This window comes from Knoellia sp. S7-12 (genome assembly GCF_040518285.1).
In the GTDB taxonomy this organism is placed as follows: domain Bacteria; phylum Actinomycetota; class Actinomycetes; order Actinomycetales; family Dermatophilaceae; genus Knoellia.
This window is the reverse complement of the sequence record NZ_CP155449.1, coordinates 3994482-4009682: the sequence shown is the minus strand read 5'-3', so window position 1 is coordinate 4009682 and position 15201 is coordinate 3994482. Positions and strand designations below refer to the sequence as shown.

The window sequence follows — 15201 nt, the reverse complement described above, 5'->3', positions numbered from 1 at the left end:
CCACTTCAAAGACGGGCAGCGTGTCGACACGGACGGGCTCCAGACAGGAGGTGAGCTACTCCTCGCTCGTGGTGGACAGGAGCGCCGCCTTGAGCGGGGCGGCGGCAAGGTCGGCACCTCCCGCTGGCTCGACCCCTCGCACGGTGGCCTGGACCTGGGTTTCCCCCCAGAACACCTGAGTGGTCGAGGAGGGTCGGGCTGCGCTCACCAGCCGTGGCTGCCCGGCCCGCCCTTGAACGGTCCGACCACGCGGTCGGTGATCCAACCGCCATAGAAGCCGCCCTCCTGGGGACGGACCACTTCGCCCTCGACACGGCACTCGTCCATCGCCGCCGGCATGACGGCGACATGGCCGACGATGGCCTCGAAGCCCGGAGTCGGATCCGGGTAGGTCCACGCGGCCCTGCGAGCGGTGGCCCCACCCCCGACGACATCGAAATAGGCTGCGGTGCCCTTGAACTCGCACCAGCTCGAGCCGGGCGCAAGCCGCAGCGCGCCGGTGACGAAGTCGTCGGTGGGCACGTAGTAGGTCGGCGGGTGGCTGGTCTCCAGGACGCGCAGCGCCCTCTGGGAGCTTGCGACCAGCACACCACCCAGCCGAATCTCCACCAGCTCCCCGCTCGGCTCGAGTCGAGGTGGACGTGGGTAGTCCCACACCGACTCCTGGCCGGGGCCCGGGACGTCCGGTTTCGGCCGTGACCGACTCATGAACTGCCCTGGAGTGCGGCGAGCAGCACGCTCTCGAAGCGGCTGACCGAACCGTCAAGCACGGTGAGGGAGTCCCGGTCGAGAAGCACCGAATGTCGTCCGTCGGAGTGGGTGGCAAGGACCACGGGCAGTCCGACTTTGGCCGCGACCGCCAGCTCGGGCGCGGAGGCCTCATTGCGGTGCACCACCCTCATTGGCATCGGGAGCCGGCCCACCATCGCGTCCCACTCCGGCTTGCGGCCCACCGGTGAGTGGGTGACGTCGCACAGGGCGCACTCAGTGCGGCGCAGGAGGTGGCCCACGACATAGGTGAGCTCGCCCCGGATCCCGCCATCGGCGTCGTAGATCCCGACGACCGCGACGACGCGGGCGCCGGGGTCGACGCGTCCGTCGTCGCTACCCGAGATGACTTCCATCGGTCAGTAGCGGCGGCCGGACGACTTCGTCTTGAGGGCCTTCTTGGCCGCGCGCAGGATCGTTGCGCGACGCGTCGTGCCCTCGCGCTTCGGCGGCAGCGAGAGCTCCACGACCTTCCAGTAGACGCCGCCGACCTGCTTGGCGAGCGAGCCGGTGACGTACTTGAGGTCGTTGCGCTCCATGAGGTCGCGGATGCGCGGTGCGATCTCGGCGTAGCGGTTGCTCGGCATGTCCGGGAAGAGGTGGTGCTCGATCTGGTGGCTGAGGTTGCCCGACATCACGTGCATCGCCTTGGAGCCGCGGATGTTGCCCGACCCGAGCATCTGGCGGAGGTACCACTCACCGCGGGTCTCGCCCTCGATCGAGGTCTTCTCGAACGTCTCGATCCCGGGCGGGAAGTGGCCGCAGATGATGATCGTGTTGGTCCAGACGTTGCGGACCAGGTTGGCCACGATGTTCGCCGTGAGGGTATGCCGGGTGGACCCGGTGAACGTCGCCGCCGCCATCGCGGGGTGGACGACGTAGTCCTTGGTCGCCTGACGCTTGATCTTGGCGAGGGTCTCCTGGGCGTTCTTGCGGAACTCCGCCTTCTCGTCCTCGCTCATGCGCTTCTTCTTGGCGAGGTAGCCACCGACCTCGAGGTCATAGGCCGCGATGGAGTACTCGAAGATGAGGGCGTTGAGGACGTGCCAGACCGGCTGGAAGAGGTAGAACAGCGCCCACTTCTGGTCCTCGTCGACGCGCAGGATGCCGTAGCCGAGGTCGTTGTCGCGGCCCAGCACGTTGGTGAAGGTGTGGTGGATCTCGTTGTGGCTGTGCTTCCACTGGCTCGCGGGGGAAGCGTTGTCCCACTCCCAGGCGGTCGAGTGGATCTTGGGGTCACGCATCCAGTCCCACTGGCCGTGCATGACGTTGTGGCCGATCTCCATGTTCTCCAGGATCTTGGAGACCGAGAGGCCGGCGGTCCCGAGCCACCACATCGGGCGAATGCCCTTGTACTTGACGCCGGAGAAGAGGAGCGCGGCGCGGCTGCCCATCTCGAGGTAGCGCTGCACGGCGATGACCTTGCGGATGTATGCCGCGTCCTTGGCTCCGCGCGAGTCCATGATCTCGGCGCGCAGGGCATCGAGCTCGCGGCCGATCTCCTCGATCTGCTCAGGGGAGAGGTGTGCGGCCGGGTTGGGCTTGCCGGACTTCTTGAACTCGGGGCGCTGCGGGCGCGGCTCGGCGCTGGTGAGCGTCAGGCGGGAGTTGACGCTGCCGCCGGGCATGCGCGGGTTCTCGGTGCTGGTCTGGGTGCGTTCGGGGGCGAGGGTCATGTTCAGCTCCTTGGTTCGTGTGCGTCCCCAACTCGCCAATTCCCCTCCTGCGGGACAGACGCGCGGGGCGTGTCCGGTCCCGGAGAGGAGGAATTGGCGAGTTCGGGACGGGTCATGGGGTCAGAGTTCGATGTCGCAGCGACCGGCGACAGCACTGACGCAGGTCTGGATCTTCACGTTCTCGCCGTCCTCACCGGACGTGATGTCGCCGCTGCGCAGATCGCGGACGGCTCCTTCACGCATGGTGACGACGCAGCCGAAGCAGATGCCCATGCGGCAACCACTCGGCATGAGGACCCCGGCAGCTTCGCCGGCGTCCAGGATTGGGGTGCCACCATCGGCTTCGAGGGTGATCTGGGTCTTGGCGAAGGTGACGGTGCCGCCCTCGCCGGGTTCGACCACACTGGGCCGGAAGCGCTCGACGTGGAGCTGGTCCGCAAGCCCGGCTGTCTCCCAATGGGATTCAGCAGCATCGAGCAGTCCGGTGGGGCCGCAGACCCAGACCTCGCGCTCGCGCCAGTCCGGCACGAGGGAGTCCAGCGAGGCGAGGTCAAAGATCCCGGCCACGTCGTCGTGGTTCTCGTGGAGCGTGAGACGGCTCGCGGCGGCATACTCGCGCAGTTCGTCACGGAAGATGACGTCGGCCTCGGTGGGCGCGCAGTGGATGTGGGCCACGTCGGTGAGGTCGCCGAGGTGGTTGCGCAGCATGCCCATGACGGGCGTGATGCCGGAGCCGGCGGTGAGGAAGAGGGCCTTGGCGGGCAACGTCTCGGGGAGGGTGAAGTCGCCGGTCGCCTGGTCGAGCATGACGAGAGTGCCCGGAGCGGTGGCGCGGACGAGCTGGTTGCTGACCTTGCCGTCGGGGATGGCCTTGGTCGTGACGCTGATCAGGCCGTCGCCGGTGTCGGCACGGTGGGTGAGGGAGTAGGCGCGCCAGTGGCGGACGCCGTCCACGTCGATGCCGACGCGGATGTATTGCCCGGGGCGGTGGCCCGCCCAGCCGCGACCGGGACGGATGGTGATCGTCGCGGCATCAGCGGTCTCGGGTGTGATGGACACGATGCGGCCGCGCAGGTCGGCGCCGGAGCGCATCGGGTCGATGAGGTCGAGGTAGTCAGCCGGCACGAGAGGGCTGGCGAGTGCGTGAGCGACCTTGCGTGCGCCGTCGAAGAGACCGGCGAGGCGCGGGGTGCTGCGGCTCGGAGCGGTGCGGTTCAAGGTTGTGGTCACATCCAAAAGCCTAACCTACGCTTCCGTAACTTACTAGTCCGTAGGTAGTGACTTCTGGCACGGGGCGGTCCGACACCCCGTGACTCAGACGTCGACGTCGCCTGCCAGCACCTCACGCAACCGGGCACCGAACTCCAGCGACTTGCCCGGCCACGCACCCTGCGCGCTCGCGAAACCGCCGTGGCCACCGGGGAAGGTCGTCACCGGGATCCCGAGCTCCGCAGCAACACCGCGCGTGGTGCGGCCCGTGATCGCGTCGCCGGTCTCCTCACCGACGCCGAGCACGATCGGCGGAGTACCGCTGTGCAGGGCAACGAGGTCGGGCCGGGTCGTCGGCACGGTGGCCGAGCGATCGGAGAGCAGCGGATCATCACGTGAACCGTCGTCCTCGGTGGGGAGTCCGAACTGGGCAGGGTCGGGCGCGGGACGTGCGAGGAACGCGTCCGTGATCTCCCCTTGCTGGCTGGTCAGCGCGATGAACGCTGCCATCCCGGCACCGGAACCGCTGTCGGAGTAAACCCGTCGCACCTGCTCGAAGCCGCGGGCGGCTGGCTCGGCGTCAGGCAGTGCCCACAGTGCCGGAGGCTCGTGGGCAACGACCGTGATGAGGTCATTGGGATGGGTGGCCGCCCAGACCAGGGCCGTGACCGCGCCGCCACTGCTCGCGAACACGTCGACCGGGCCCGCGCCCAGGTGCTCGACGAGGGCATGCAGATCTGCGACCTGGTCCTCGGGTGTCTGGTTGGTCCGGCCGTCGCGACGAGTGGTGCTGCGCCCGAGCCCGCGGGGGTCATAGGTGACGACCGTGCGATCGGGGAACTCGGCGGCCAGCGCTTCGAACCCGTCAGCGCACATCGGCTGCCCGATCATCAGCAGCGGTGGGCGTGCGTCATTCGTCGGGAGTGAGCCGCGCACGTCGTGGACGAGGTCCACGTCGGGGAGCTCGAGGGTGAAGGTCCGCACTTCCGGTGGCGAGGTCGTCATGGTGCCACCCTGTCAGTGTCGGCCTCACGCGAGAAGTAGTTTTGGCGCATCGCGGCTGTCAGCCCCGGCTCAGGAAACGCTGGAACACTGACGCGCATGACCCGTCACCTCGCCGTCACCATCCTTGCCAGCGCCGCCCTGCTCGGCGGTTGCCAGGCGGCAGAGGACGTCGCCTCCGACGCGGCGTCCGCGGCCACGTCCCAGGCCAAGGAGTCGGCCCTGGCCGAGCTCCGTGGCACCGTGTGTCCGCTCGTCGCCGACAACAACCTGAACGACGCCGACCGGGCCACCCTCGGCTCCGCCATCGACCTCGCCCAGGGCCTGGGCGTGGATTCCGAGCTGCTCACCGCAGCCGAGGACATCGCCGCGTCCGACGGCACCCCACCGGAGTCCGCGGTCGCCGAGCTCGCTCAGGAGTGCCGCTGACCGTCCGGACCTGTCGCCGGACCGCCGGCGATCTCGGCGACAATCTTGCCACCGTTGATCATGGCGATCCGGTCCGAGAGCGGCACACTAGTGGCCCTCGCCCTTGCGATAGATCTGCCCGTCGGCCGCTGGCATGCGCAGACGTTGTGAGGCAAAGGCCAGCACGAGCAGGGTGACGACGTAGGGGGTGGTGCCGGACAGCTCGGCGGGGATGGCGTCGGTGGCGAAGTACCAGATGCCCACAGCGAGGCCCACCACGACCGCGAGGACACCTTGCACCTTGCGGCCACGCCGGACGACCTGCCAGACGCCGATGGCAACGAGGATGACGGCGAAGGCGAGGAGGAAGGCGTGGACGGTGGTCCCGCCTCCACGCAGCTGGGCCGCGTCCGTGTAGCCGAAGAGCGCCGACCCGGCGAGGAGCCCGCCGGGGCGCCAGTTGCCGAAGATCATGGCCGCGAGCCCGATGTAGCCACGACCACCCGTCTGGCCGTCGCGAAAGAGGTTGGCCGCGACGAGCGCGAGGAAGCCGCCACCGAGACCCGCCAGGCCACCCGAAACGGCGACGGCGATGAACTTGTAGCGGATGACGTTGACGCCGAGGGACTCGGCCGCGACGGGCGACTCACCGACGGAACGCAGCCGCAGGCCGAAGGCCGTGCGCCAGAGGATCCACCACGTGGCGACGAAGAGCAGCACCGCAAGAATCGTCACGACCGACACGTTGGTGCAGAGCGCGCGCAGCACACCAGCGAGGTCGGAGACAAAGAAGATGTGCTTCTGCTCGATCGTTCCGAGCCCACTCGAGACGCCGGGGAGCGTCAGAGATGGAAGCTGTGGCAACTGTGGGGACTGCGTCGGGCCGCCGCCGGGCAGCGTCGAGAAGAAGCGCACGGCGAGGTACTTGGCGAAGCCGAGCGCGATGATGTTGAGCGCGACACCGGACACGATGTGGTCGACCCCGAAGATCACCGTGGCGATCGCGTGGATGATGCCGCCGATGACTCCACCGACGATCGCGCCGACGAGACCCATCCACGGACCCATGTGATAGCCGAGGAAGGCAGCCCCGAACGTGCCGAGGATCATCATGCCCTCGAGGCCGATGTTGACGACGCCGGCCCGCTCCGACCAGAGGCCACCGAGGCCGGCCATCGCGATGGGGACCGCGAGTCCGAAGGCCGCGATGAGCAGACCTGAGGAGGCGATGTCGTTGGCACCGGTGACCACCCGCAGGACCGACAGCAGCAGGATCGCTCCGAACACGATGATCGCCCAGTGGGCGGGGGTCAGGCGACGTCGGGGGGCCTTGGCGGCCGTCTTGACGGTGCCGACCTCGAGGCCTGCGGCACTCATGCCGGGGCTCCTTCCGGTGCGGGGGCGGTGGGGTTGGCGGTGGCCAGTTCACGGGCGACGCGCTGTTGCTCGAGTCGGACGTCCGCACGGCGGATCAGCTCATAGGCGACGACGACGGCGAAGATGATCGTGCCCTGGATGATGTTGACGACTTCGGTCGCGACGCCCGCCTGGATCTGCAGGGCGTTGGCCTGGACGTTGAGGAAGGCCCAGAGCAGCGCGGCGAGGGCGATCCCGATCGGGTGGTTGCGACCGAGCAGGGCGATCCCAATCCCTGCGAATCCCAGCCCGGCCTGGAAGGTCGTGCCGTAGCTGTAGTCCTGCCCGAAGAGCAGCGGCATGCCGATGAGGCCGGCCAACGCGCCCGAGGCCACGATCGTCTTCACGACCATCCTTGGGACCTTCACGCCACTTGCGATCGCGGCCGACTCGGACCGGCCGGTGGCCCTGAGGTCGAACCCGAACCGGGTCTTGCCGAGGATGAACCAGTATGCGAAACCGACGATGAATGCCAAGAAGATCAACGTGTAGACCTTGTTGGTCGCACCGGGGATGAGTGACAGGCCCGCCAGCTGGGAGCTCTCCGGGATCGGCTGGGTCGAGATCGTGTTGCTACCGGGCTGCTTGACCGCAACCTTCAGCAGGAGCCACTGGACCAGGCCCGTCGCGATCGCGTTGAGCATGATCGTGCTGATCACCTCGGAGACGCCGCGCTTGACCTTGAGGTAGGCCGCGATCCACGCCCAGAACCCGCCAGCGAGCATCGCGACGACGAGGGTGAGCAAGATGTTGAGCGGGCCGGGCAGCCAGGCCTGGCCAGCAAAAGCCGCCCCGGCGAACGCTGCGATGCGGTATTGACCGTCGACCCCGATGTTGAAGATGTTCATCCGGAAGCCGACCGCGACCGCGATGGCCGACAGATAGAGAATCGTCGCCTCGTTGATGATCTGAACGAGCTGACGAGGCTTCGGCGCCGAGAGGATCGTCTTCCACACCTCGCCGACCGGGTCGCCGAAGAGGAGCAGGAGCAGCGAGGTGATGAGGAATGCGACGACGAGGGCCAGCACCGGCGCCGCGACACCGAGGAGCGCCTTGCGCGGGTTGAACCGGTTCATCGGCCCTCCTTCGAGTCCGTGGAGTCCGTTGAATCCGTTGGGCGCTGGCCGAACTGCGCGTCACGACTCGGATCCGACGCAGGCGACTCGGCCGACGCTGCGCCCGTCATGGCGGCACCGAGGTCCTTGGCCGACACGGTGTCGGGGTCGAAGGTCCCGGTGAGCCGTCCGCGCAGGATGACGTGGATCGTGTCCGACAGGCCGATGAGCTCCTCGAGGTCGGCCGAGATGAGGAGGACCGCCAGACCGTCGCGCCGCGCCTGGCGGATGATGTCCCAAATGCCCGACTGGGCACCGACGTCGACGCCGCGGGTCGGGTGCGCTGCGACCAGGACCTTGGGCTGATGACTCATCTCGCGGCCGATGATGAGCTTCTGCTGGTTGCCGCCCGAGAGCGACGATGCCTTGACGTGGATCGAGGGCGTCCGGACGTCGTACTCCTTGACGATCCGCTCGGTGTCTGCCTTGGCTCCAGCGGCGTTGATGAGCGCGCCCTTGGCGTTGGGTTCCTCGGTCTGGTGCCCGAGGATGCGGTTTTCCCAGAGAGAGGCGTCGAGCAGGAGTGCGTGCCGGTGGCGGTCTTCCGGGATATAGGCCACACCGGCCTCGCGGATCTCGCGCACTTGCCAGTCGCTGATGTCCGTGTCACCGAGGAAGACGAGTCCGGAGGTCGGCTCGCGCATGCCCATGATGACCTCGACGAGCTCGGCCTGGCCATTGCCCTCGACGCCGGCGATGCCGAGCACCTCTCCGGCGTGGATCGTCAGGCTGATCCCGTCCAGGACGTTGCGGGTGTCGGCGCCACCGGCGAGGACGATGTCCTCGGTGCGCAGGACGACCCGGTCGGTGACCGTCGACTCCTCGGTCTGAGGTGTGGGCAACTCCGAGCCGACCATGAGTTCGGCGAGCTGTCGGGCGTTGACCGACTTCGGCTCGACCGTGTCAATGGTCGTGCCCCGGCGGATCACCGTGATCGAATCGGCGACCGAGAGGACCTCGTCGAGCTTGTGCGAGATGAACAGGACCGTCAGCCCCTCGGCCTTGAGTCCGCGGAGGTTGTCGAAGAGCTCCTCGACCTCTTGGGGCACGAGGACGGCGGTCGGCTCGTCGAGGATGATGATGCGCGCATTGCGGTAGAGCACCTTGAGGATCTCGATCCGCTGGCGGGCACCGACGCCGAGGTCAGCGACGAGCGCGTCCGGATTGACATCGAGGTTGTAGGCGTCGGAGATCTCGCGGATCTTGGCCCGCGCGGACTCCCCGATGCCGTGCAACTTCTCAGCGCCCAGGACGACGTTCTCGAGGACGGTGAAGTTGTCGGCGAGCTGGAAGTGCTGGAAGACCATGCCGATGCCGGCGGCGATCGCGTCCGAGGGCGACTGCAGGTTGACCTCGTGCCCGTCGATGCGGATCGTTCCCTCGTCAGGGCGCTGGACGCCATAGAGGATCTTCATCAGCGTCGACTTGCCAGCACCGTTCTCGCCGACGAGGGCGTGGACGGTCCCGCGCTTGACCTTGAAGCCGATGTCCTTGTTGGCCACCACGCCCGGGAAGCGTTTGGTGATGCCCTCGAGCTCCACCGCGAACGGGGCTCCGCTCGCGGGTGCCGACAACGTGGCTGGTGCGGATGCAGAGATGGCTGACACTCCTGTCCGGCCCGGAGAACTCCCCAGGCGATGCTGGTCGATGGCACCCGGGGCCGACAGCGAGAACCCGAGAGACACGACCGTTTCGGCGACGAGGCCGGGGACGAACACGGCCCGCGATGACGCTATCGCGCCACGCGGGCCGTGTCGCCCAACTCGCCATGATTCACACGAGTGGGGCAGTGCTCACTTCGTGGGAACGGTGATGGTGCCTGCGATGATCTGGGCCTTGAACTCATCGAGCTTGGTCTTGATGTCGTCAACCTTGCCGCCGGTCGTGGCGTAGTCGACACCGCCGGCCTTGAGGTCATAGACCTTGACACCGGTGAGGTCAGAGCCCTCGCTGCCCTGCTTGAGGAAGTCGAGGACCGCCACGTCGACCTTCTTGACCATGGAGGTCAGGATGATGTCGCGCACCTCGGGGGCCGCAGTCAGAGCCTGGTCGGAGTCGACACCGATGGCGAGGCCGTTGGCGGCCTTGGCGGCGGTGAAGACGCCGGAGCCGGAACCACCAGCAGCGTGGTAGACCACGTCAGCGCCACCCTGGAGGAGTCCCTCGGCGGCCGTCTTGCCCTTGGCCGGGTCGTTGAAGCCGGAGAAGTCCGGCGGCTGCGAGAGGTACTGGCTCTGCACGGTCACGGCCGGGTTGGCGGCCTTGGCGCCCGCGACGTAGCCGGCCTCGAACTTCTTGATGAGGTCGACACCGACACCGCCGACGAACCCGACCTTGCTGGACTTCGACTTGAGGGCAGCTGCAGCACCGACGAGGAAGGAACCCTGCTCCTCGGCGAAGGCCAGCTGGGCGACGTTGGCGCCGGCTGAATCGGGCGACGTGTCGTCGATGATCGCGAAGTGGACGTCGGGGTTGTCCTTGGCCACCTTGCCGATGGCCTTGGCGTAGGCGAAGCCGACACCGATGACGTGGGTGGAGCCTGCGTCGACGAACTGCTGGAGACGCTCGATCGTGGCGGCCTCGGCCTCACCGTTGACCTGCGTGGCCTCCTTGAACTGGATCCCGAGGTCGGCCTTGGCCTTGTCGAGGCCGACCGCAGCCGAGGCGTTGAACGACTGGTCGCCACGGCCGCCGACGCCGTAGGCGATGCCGACGACGACCTTGCTGCCCGTCGCGGTGGTGCCGGTGCCGCTGCTCGTGCTGGTGTCGCCGGTGCCATCGGAGCTACCGCCACAGCCAGCAAGGGCAAGGGCTAGGGCGGCGGGAGCCGCGATGAGGAAAGGCTTGGCCTTCATAGGGATACTCCTTGGGGGTGTGCAGGATGCTCCCGAATGGTAGCGGCACAGATCGCCGCCCGAGCCCCGGTTGCGAAGGCCGTTGCACGGTCGTTACTGGCAAGTCCGTCACACTCGTGAGTCCGCACGCTTGGCGGACGCACGACGCTCTGGACGCAACGGCAAAACCTGACGACGAGCTCAGGTGCGGGTCAGCGCACCGATCTCGGCGGCATACCCAGGGAACTTCTCGGTGAGGTCGTCTCGGTCGCCGAGGGTGAAGTGCTGGGGGCGGTATGCCGGGCTGCACCAGCACGAGAGCAGGGTCCAGTCGCCCATCGTCGCGGCGCCCTGCCAGACACCGCGGCGCACGAGCAGCTGCCGGCGCTGGGCATTGAGCAGCGTGAGGGTGCCGTGGTTGCGGCGCGGGCTCTCCTTGAGTCGGAGCAGTGCGGCGGGTGAGCCCTCGAGCCACTGCCAGCCCTCCTCGACCTCGAGCTGGTGCATCGCCGAGAAGCCATCAGTGTCCGACGTCAGCAGGACGAGGATCGAGGAGAGCTCCTGGGTGCGTGGACCCTCGACGAACCACGCTCCCTCACCGGGGATCGGCTGCATCTTGAGCTCGGCGATGATCTGCTCTGCGGTGCGCATGAATCAGGCTTTCTGGGCTGCGTGAGCGGCGGCTGCTGCGTCGCGAGCCCTGGCGCGACTCCTCTCGAGGAGGTCACGCGCGTCCCACCTGCTTACTGCGGCGCTCGCTGATGACGATCCTGCCATCCACGAGAACGTCGGTGACATCGCCCCTCGAATCCCCGTCCGCGCGTCGCTCGCTGTGGTCCAATCTCGGTGACCTCACTCTTGCTCACCACCTGGAGACCCCATGCAGCGCATTCGTCGGTGGACTGCGGCCGCGGCCCTTGTCGCCCTGACGTCCTCGGCCGCGGGCCTGACGCTCGCCCCGACATCTGCAGCGGCTGCCGCGACTTCCACCCTCGCCAAGTGCACGAAGATCACGGCCGAGACGACCAACGACCGCTTGGTCAACGGCAAGTTCAGCGTCGTCGTGTCGCCCGGCATGGTGGCGATCTACGAAGCCGAGCCCATGAACGGACCCAACGGTCCCGACACCTGGTCGACCAGCACGTGGTTCCGCGACGACACGACGGGCAGGTTTCAGTCGAACACGGACAAGTCCTACCTGGCGCTGTTCTGCAACGGGGACCTTGTGCTGCGCAGGGCCAACGGGCTCGTCCTGTGGCGCTCGAACACGGCCAACCGCGGCGTCGTCAAGGCCACCATCAGCCCGTTCGGCAACCTGCTCCTGCTCAACTCGTCGGGCGGGCTCGTCTGGCAGTCGGCAACAGTGAGCGCCGCACTGCCCGCTGGCAAGACCCTGGCCAGTGGAAGCAAGCTCATCAACCGCTACGGCGACCAGCAGGGGAGGCCGGTCCAGACGCTGACGATGCAGCCGGACGGAAACCTCGTGCACCGATCGGGGTCCACGATCAAGTGGCAGAGCAACACGCATGTCCCGGGCTCTTTCGCAGGGCTGTCAGCGACGGCGCGCGTGTACGTCAAATCCCCCCAGGGCAAGCTCCTCTGGTACAGCCCGTGCCCGTCGGGGTCGTCCTACTCGATCCTGTGGCTCACCAACGAGGACGCGCAGGTGACCGACTTTGGCGGCGGCAGGATCACCCACCGGTGGTCCGATCTCTACGGTTGCTGATCCGGGCGGCCTGACAGCCCTCCCCCCGCCGGATGTGCAAGGCGGGAAGCGAGGGTGGGTGCGAGGATGCCGGGCATGACGAGTCCGAGCCGGCAGGTGGCGATCGCGGCGACCGGACCCGCGTCCCTTGGCGCTGGTCAGCTCGTCGTCGCCGACGGTGGCAACGCGGTCGACGCCGCCATCGCCGCGGCCATCACGGCCATGAGCAGTGAGCCGGGGATCGTCAGCCTGGCCGGTGCTGCCTATGTGACGGTGTGGCCTGCGTCGGGTTCACCGGTCGTCATCGACGGCAACGTCGCGATGCCGGGACTCGGGTTGTCGCGCTCGGCCTTCGGCGGGGGAGTGCGCGAAGTCGTCACCGACTATGGCGGCGGCGTGACGATGTATGCCGGACACGGTTCGGTCGCGGTGCCCGGCTCCCTCTTGGCGTGCGAGGTCGCCGTGGAGCGCTTCGGCTCCCGGCCCTGGTCCTCCGTCGTGGCTCCGGCGGTCGATGTCTGTCGTGAGGGCTACCCCATCGGTGGGGCCGCTGCGCGCTACCTCGGGTTCGTCGCCGATCCACTTTTTGGCCATGACCCCGGGGCGCGGCTGCTGACGCGTCGCGAAGACGGATCGCCCTTTGTTGCAGGCGATCTGGCGCGCAACCCGGATCTGGCATCAGTGCTCGAGTCGATGGCGCGGGAGGGCGCCTCCCTCCTGACGACGGGCGATCTCGGCCGGGAGCTCGTGACCGAGATGGCCGCCCACGGTGGGCTGATCACGCAAGCCGACCTCACGGCATACGACGTGGTTGTGCGTGAACCGGTGCGGCGCACCGTCGGTGACTGGGACGTCGCAGTGAACCCGCCTCCGTCGGTCGGTGGACCGCTGCTCGCAGTGATGCTCGCCGAGCTCGCGCGCGCGTCCCGAACTCGCCAATTCCTCCCCTCCGGTCCGCGACACGCCGATGGAGTGACATGGGATGACATCCTGCGGATCCAGCGGGCTGTCCTGGCCTATCGGCTCAAGGTGCACGACCGCTCGCGCGACCTCGACACCGGCGGCCATGCGCTGCTCACGGCGGTGGACCGGCACGGGTTGGCGGGGCTGCCGACGTCGGCGTCCACGGCGCACGTGTCCGCGGTCGACAGCGACGGGTTGGCGTGCGCGGTGACGATGTCGAGTGGCTACGGGTCGGGCGTGACGATCCCCGGGACCGGTCTGCTGCTCAACAACGCCCTCGGCGAGCCGGAGCTCAACCGGTTGGGGCTGCACGCGTTGGAGCCGGGGACGCGGCTTGCGTCCAACATGGCGCCGACGGTGGCTCGGGCCGCCGATGGCCGGGTGCTGGCCGTGGGGTCACCCGGCGCCGACCGGATCACGACGGCGCTCATGCAGGTGCTGGCACAGCTGTGCCTCGGCGGTGCGGATCTCGACGTGGCGATCCAGGCCCCGCGGATGCACGTGCGGTTCGAGTCGTCGGGTGAGCCGGTCGTCGAGCACGAGGCCAGCCCGGACATCGACACCGCCGTGGCGGACGCGGGGTTGAGGGGACTGGACCACGGCGAGCTGTCGATGTACTTCGGAGGGGTGGGAGCGGCATACCGAAGTAGTGACGGTGAACTGCGCGCGGCCGGTGACCCCAGGCGCGAAGCCGCCGTTGGCGTCTCCTGAGGAGGGGGCCGCCGGGCCGTCAGCGGGTGGCGCCGGTGACCATCCAGTGGTCGGTGCGGACGCGAGCCCACATGAGCACGCCGCGGATCGCCATGAACGCCGTGAACGCCAACCACAGCCAGGTCACCGCGTTGTCGGATCCGCGCTCGCTGCCGCCCTCGAGGAGCCAGTCGCCCATGAGGTGGACACCGAGGATGAGCGGCAGGTAGGCGAGGAAGTTGGCGAGCATCGCTCGGGCCAGCCATCGCCCGTCGCCGGCACCGATGAGGACGCCGTCGATGACGAACGCGTAGCCACTGAGCGGTTGGGACAGCGCCACGATGATCAGCGCGGCGGCGATGGCCGACTGCACCGCCGGGTCGCTCGTGAAGAGGCGCGGCAGCGTCGTGTGGAGCAGGAGCACGACGATGCCCAGGGCGACACCGCTGATGACGCCCCATCGGATCATCAGCCTTGTGGCAGCACGGGTTCGGGCCAGGTCACCGGCGCCGAGGGTGCGTCCGGTGATGGCCTGGGCGGCGATGGCGATGGCGTCGAGGGCGAAGACGAGGAAGGACCAGATCGTCGCCGAGACCTGGTAGGCCGCGAGCGGCACGTCACCGAGCCCGGCCGCGACCCACGTCGTCGTGAGCAGGACGGCGCGCAGGGCCATCGTGCGGATGAGGAGGGGGACGCCGGTGCGCGCGGCACCGAGAATCCGCCCCGGGTGGGCACGCAGGGTGACCTGGTTGCGTCCGGCCTCGCGCATGAGAACGGCGATCAGGGCGGCTGCCATGCCGGTCTGCGCCATGACGGTGCCGATGGCGGATCCGGCGATGCCCCAACCGAATCCGTAGACGAAGAGCAGGTTGAGGGCGATGTTGCTCGTGAACCCGAGCGCGCTCGCCACGAGGGGAGTCTTCGTGTCCTGGAGGCCGCGCAGGACACCGGTCGTCGCGAGGACGACGAGCATCGCGGGGATCGAGATGGCGCTGATCCGCAGATAGGTGACGGCGTGACCAAGTGCCTCCGGCGACGCGCCGAAGAGCTGACAGATCGGGCCGGCGAAGACGGCGACAAGGACCGCGGTGACGGCACCGAGCCCGACGGCGAGCCAGGTGCCGTCGATGCCCGCGGCGATCGCGCCGTTGCGGTTGCCGGCGCCGAGCTGGCGGGCCACGACTGACGTCGTGCCGTAGGCGAGGAAGACGAAAATGTTGGCCGCCGTGAGCAGCATCGCGCTCGCGACACCGAGTCCGGCGAGGTGCGGTGTCCCGAGGTGGCCGACGATGGCGGAGTCGGTGAGCAGGAAGAGCGGTTCGGCGACGAGGGCGAGGAATGCGGGGAGGGCGAGCCGCAACACCTCGCGATGCTGGTTGGGGGTCTCGTCGCTCACACGGTGACGCTAGCCGCAC

15 protein-coding genes are annotated in these 15201 nt (G+C 68.3%); 3 read left to right on the top strand and 12 right to left on the bottom strand.

What is annotated here, in order from left to right:
• Positions 1 to 55: 55 nt before the first annotated feature.
• The 6 genes from V6K52_RS19390 to V6K52_RS19365 all read right to left on the bottom strand — a co-directional run bounded on the left by V6K52_RS19390 (position 56) and on the right by V6K52_RS19365 (position 4658).
• Positions 56 to 208, bottom strand: coding sequence for a hypothetical protein (locus V6K52_RS19390; protein ID WP_353951747.1), 153 nt, complete (start codon positions 206 to 208; stop codon positions 56 to 58).
• Positions 205 to 708: a DUF427 domain-containing protein gene (locus V6K52_RS19385; RefSeq protein ID WP_353951746.1), complete on the bottom strand. Its 504-nt coding sequence runs from the start codon at positions 706 to 708 to the stop codon at positions 205 to 207. The genes V6K52_RS19390 and V6K52_RS19385 overlap by 4 nt, the downstream gene beginning before the upstream one ends.
• Positions 705 to 1124: a hypothetical protein gene (locus tag V6K52_RS19380; RefSeq protein ID WP_353951745.1), complete on the bottom strand. Its 420-nt coding sequence runs from the start codon at positions 1122 to 1124 to the stop codon at positions 705 to 707. Before V6K52_RS19380 ends, V6K52_RS19385 begins: the two co-directional genes overlap by 4 nt.
• Positions 1125 to 1127: 3 nt before the next feature.
• Positions 1128 to 2444 (bottom strand): acyl-CoA desaturase, encoded by a 1317-nt coding sequence (locus V6K52_RS19375; RefSeq protein ID WP_353951744.1) that lies wholly within the window; start codon positions 2442 to 2444, stop codon positions 1128 to 1130.
• Between the two features lie 120 nt (positions 2445 to 2564).
• A complete protein-coding gene (locus V6K52_RS19370) occupies positions 2565 to 3674 on the bottom strand; it encodes a ferredoxin reductase (RefSeq protein WP_353951743.1) in 1110 nt (369 codons plus the stop codon).
• A gap of 84 nt (positions 3675 to 3758) precedes the next feature.
• A complete protein-coding gene (locus tag V6K52_RS19365) occupies positions 3759 to 4658 on the bottom strand; it encodes an alpha/beta hydrolase (protein ID WP_353951742.1) in 900 nt (299 codons plus the stop codon).
• 96 nt (positions 4659 to 4754) lie between these two features.
• Between V6K52_RS19365 and V6K52_RS19360 the strand changes: the two genes are divergently transcribed.
• Positions 4755 to 5084 (top strand): hypothetical protein, encoded by a 330-nt coding sequence (locus V6K52_RS19360; protein ID WP_353951741.1) that lies wholly within the window; start codon positions 4755 to 4757, stop codon positions 5082 to 5084.
• 87 nt (positions 5085 to 5171) lie between these two features.
• On the opposite strand, the gene V6K52_RS19355 is transcribed toward V6K52_RS19360, so the two are convergent.
• From V6K52_RS19355 to V6K52_RS19335, 5 genes are all read right to left on the bottom strand, one after another.
• Positions 5172 to 6440 (bottom strand): ABC transporter permease, encoded by a 1269-nt coding sequence (locus V6K52_RS19355; RefSeq protein WP_353951740.1) that lies wholly within the window; start codon positions 6438 to 6440, stop codon positions 5172 to 5174.
• Entirely contained in the window at positions 6437 to 7555 is a 1119-nt protein-coding gene (locus V6K52_RS19350) for an ABC transporter permease (protein WP_353951739.1), read from the bottom strand. The genes V6K52_RS19355 and V6K52_RS19350 overlap by 4 nt, the downstream gene beginning before the upstream one ends.
• Positions 7552 to 9096, bottom strand: a complete 1545-nt coding sequence (locus V6K52_RS19345; protein ID WP_353953820.1) for an ABC transporter ATP-binding protein — start codon at positions 9094 to 9096, stop codon at positions 7552 to 7554. The genes V6K52_RS19350 and V6K52_RS19345 overlap by 4 nt, the downstream gene beginning before the upstream one ends.
• A 291-nt stretch (positions 9097 to 9387) precedes the next feature.
• Positions 9388 to 10449 (bottom strand): BMP family ABC transporter substrate-binding protein, encoded by a 1062-nt coding sequence (locus V6K52_RS19340; protein ID WP_353951738.1) that lies wholly within the window; start codon positions 10447 to 10449, stop codon positions 9388 to 9390.
• Between the two features lie 180 nt (positions 10450 to 10629).
• On the bottom strand, positions 10630 to 11079 hold the full coding sequence (locus V6K52_RS19335) for a cupin domain-containing protein (RefSeq protein ID WP_353951737.1): 450 nt from the start codon (positions 11077 to 11079) through the stop codon (positions 10630 to 10632).
• A gap of 229 nt (positions 11080 to 11308) precedes the next feature.
• Here V6K52_RS19335 and V6K52_RS19330 point away from each other — a divergent pair, with 229 nt between their 5' ends.
• Together V6K52_RS19330 and V6K52_RS19325 are read left to right on the top strand one after the other, a co-directional pair.
• Positions 11309 to 12154: a hypothetical protein gene (locus tag V6K52_RS19330; protein WP_353951736.1), complete on the top strand. Its 846-nt coding sequence runs from the start codon at positions 11309 to 11311 to the stop codon at positions 12152 to 12154.
• Positions 12155 to 12229: 75 nt separating this feature from the next.
• Entirely contained in the window at positions 12230 to 13807 is a 1578-nt protein-coding gene (locus tag V6K52_RS19325; protein ID WP_353951735.1) for a gamma-glutamyltransferase, read from the top strand.
• Positions 13808 to 13826: 19 nt separating this feature from the next.
• On the opposite strand, the gene V6K52_RS19320 is transcribed toward V6K52_RS19325, so the two are convergent.
• The gene (locus V6K52_RS19320) at positions 13827 to 15182 is read right to left on the bottom strand and encodes an MATE family efflux transporter (RefSeq protein ID WP_353951734.1); all 1356 of its coding nucleotides are present in this window, start codon (positions 15180 to 15182) and stop codon (positions 13827 to 13829) included.
• Positions 15183 to 15201 lie beyond the last annotated feature (19 nt).

Excerpts from the sequence above, each read along its gene's own strand:
- V6K52_RS19375 (WP_353951744.1), bottom strand. The coding sequence starts at position 2,444 with ATGACCCTCGCCCCCGAACGCACCCAGACCAGCACCGAGAACCCGCGC.
- V6K52_RS19360 (WP_353951741.1), top strand. The coding sequence starts at position 4,755 with ATGACCCGTCACCTCGCCGTCACCATCCTTGCCAGCGCCGCCCTGCTC.
- V6K52_RS19380 (WP_353951745.1), bottom strand. The coding sequence starts at position 1,124 with ATGGAAGTCATCTCGGGTAGCGACGACGGACGCGTCGACCCCGGCGCC.
- V6K52_RS19355 (WP_353951740.1), bottom strand. The coding sequence starts at position 6,440 with ATGAGTGCCGCAGGCCTCGAGGTCGGCACCGTCAAGACGGCCGCCAAG.
- V6K52_RS19335 (WP_353951737.1), bottom strand. The coding sequence starts at position 11,079 with ATGCGCACCGCAGAGCAGATCATCGCCGAGCTCAAGATGCAGCCGATC.
- V6K52_RS19365 (WP_353951742.1), bottom strand. The coding sequence starts at position 4,658 with ATGACGACCTCGCCACCGGAAGTGCGGACCTTCACCCTCGAGCTCCCC.
- V6K52_RS19385 (WP_353951746.1), bottom strand. The coding sequence starts at position 708 with ATGAGTCGGTCACGGCCGAAACCGGACGTCCCGGGCCCCGGCCAGGAG.
- V6K52_RS19340 (WP_353951738.1), bottom strand. The coding sequence starts at position 10,449 with ATGAAGGCCAAGCCTTTCCTCATCGCGGCTCCCGCCGCCCTAGCCCTT.
- V6K52_RS19325 (WP_353951735.1), top strand. The coding sequence starts at position 12,230 with ATGACGAGTCCGAGCCGGCAGGTGGCGATCGCGGCGACCGGACCCGCG.
- V6K52_RS19350 (WP_353951739.1), bottom strand. The coding sequence starts at position 7,555 with ATGAACCGGTTCAACCCGCGCAAGGCGCTCCTCGGTGTCGCGGCGCCG.
- V6K52_RS19330 (WP_353951736.1), top strand. The coding sequence starts at position 11,309 with ATGCAGCGCATTCGTCGGTGGACTGCGGCCGCGGCCCTTGTCGCCCTG.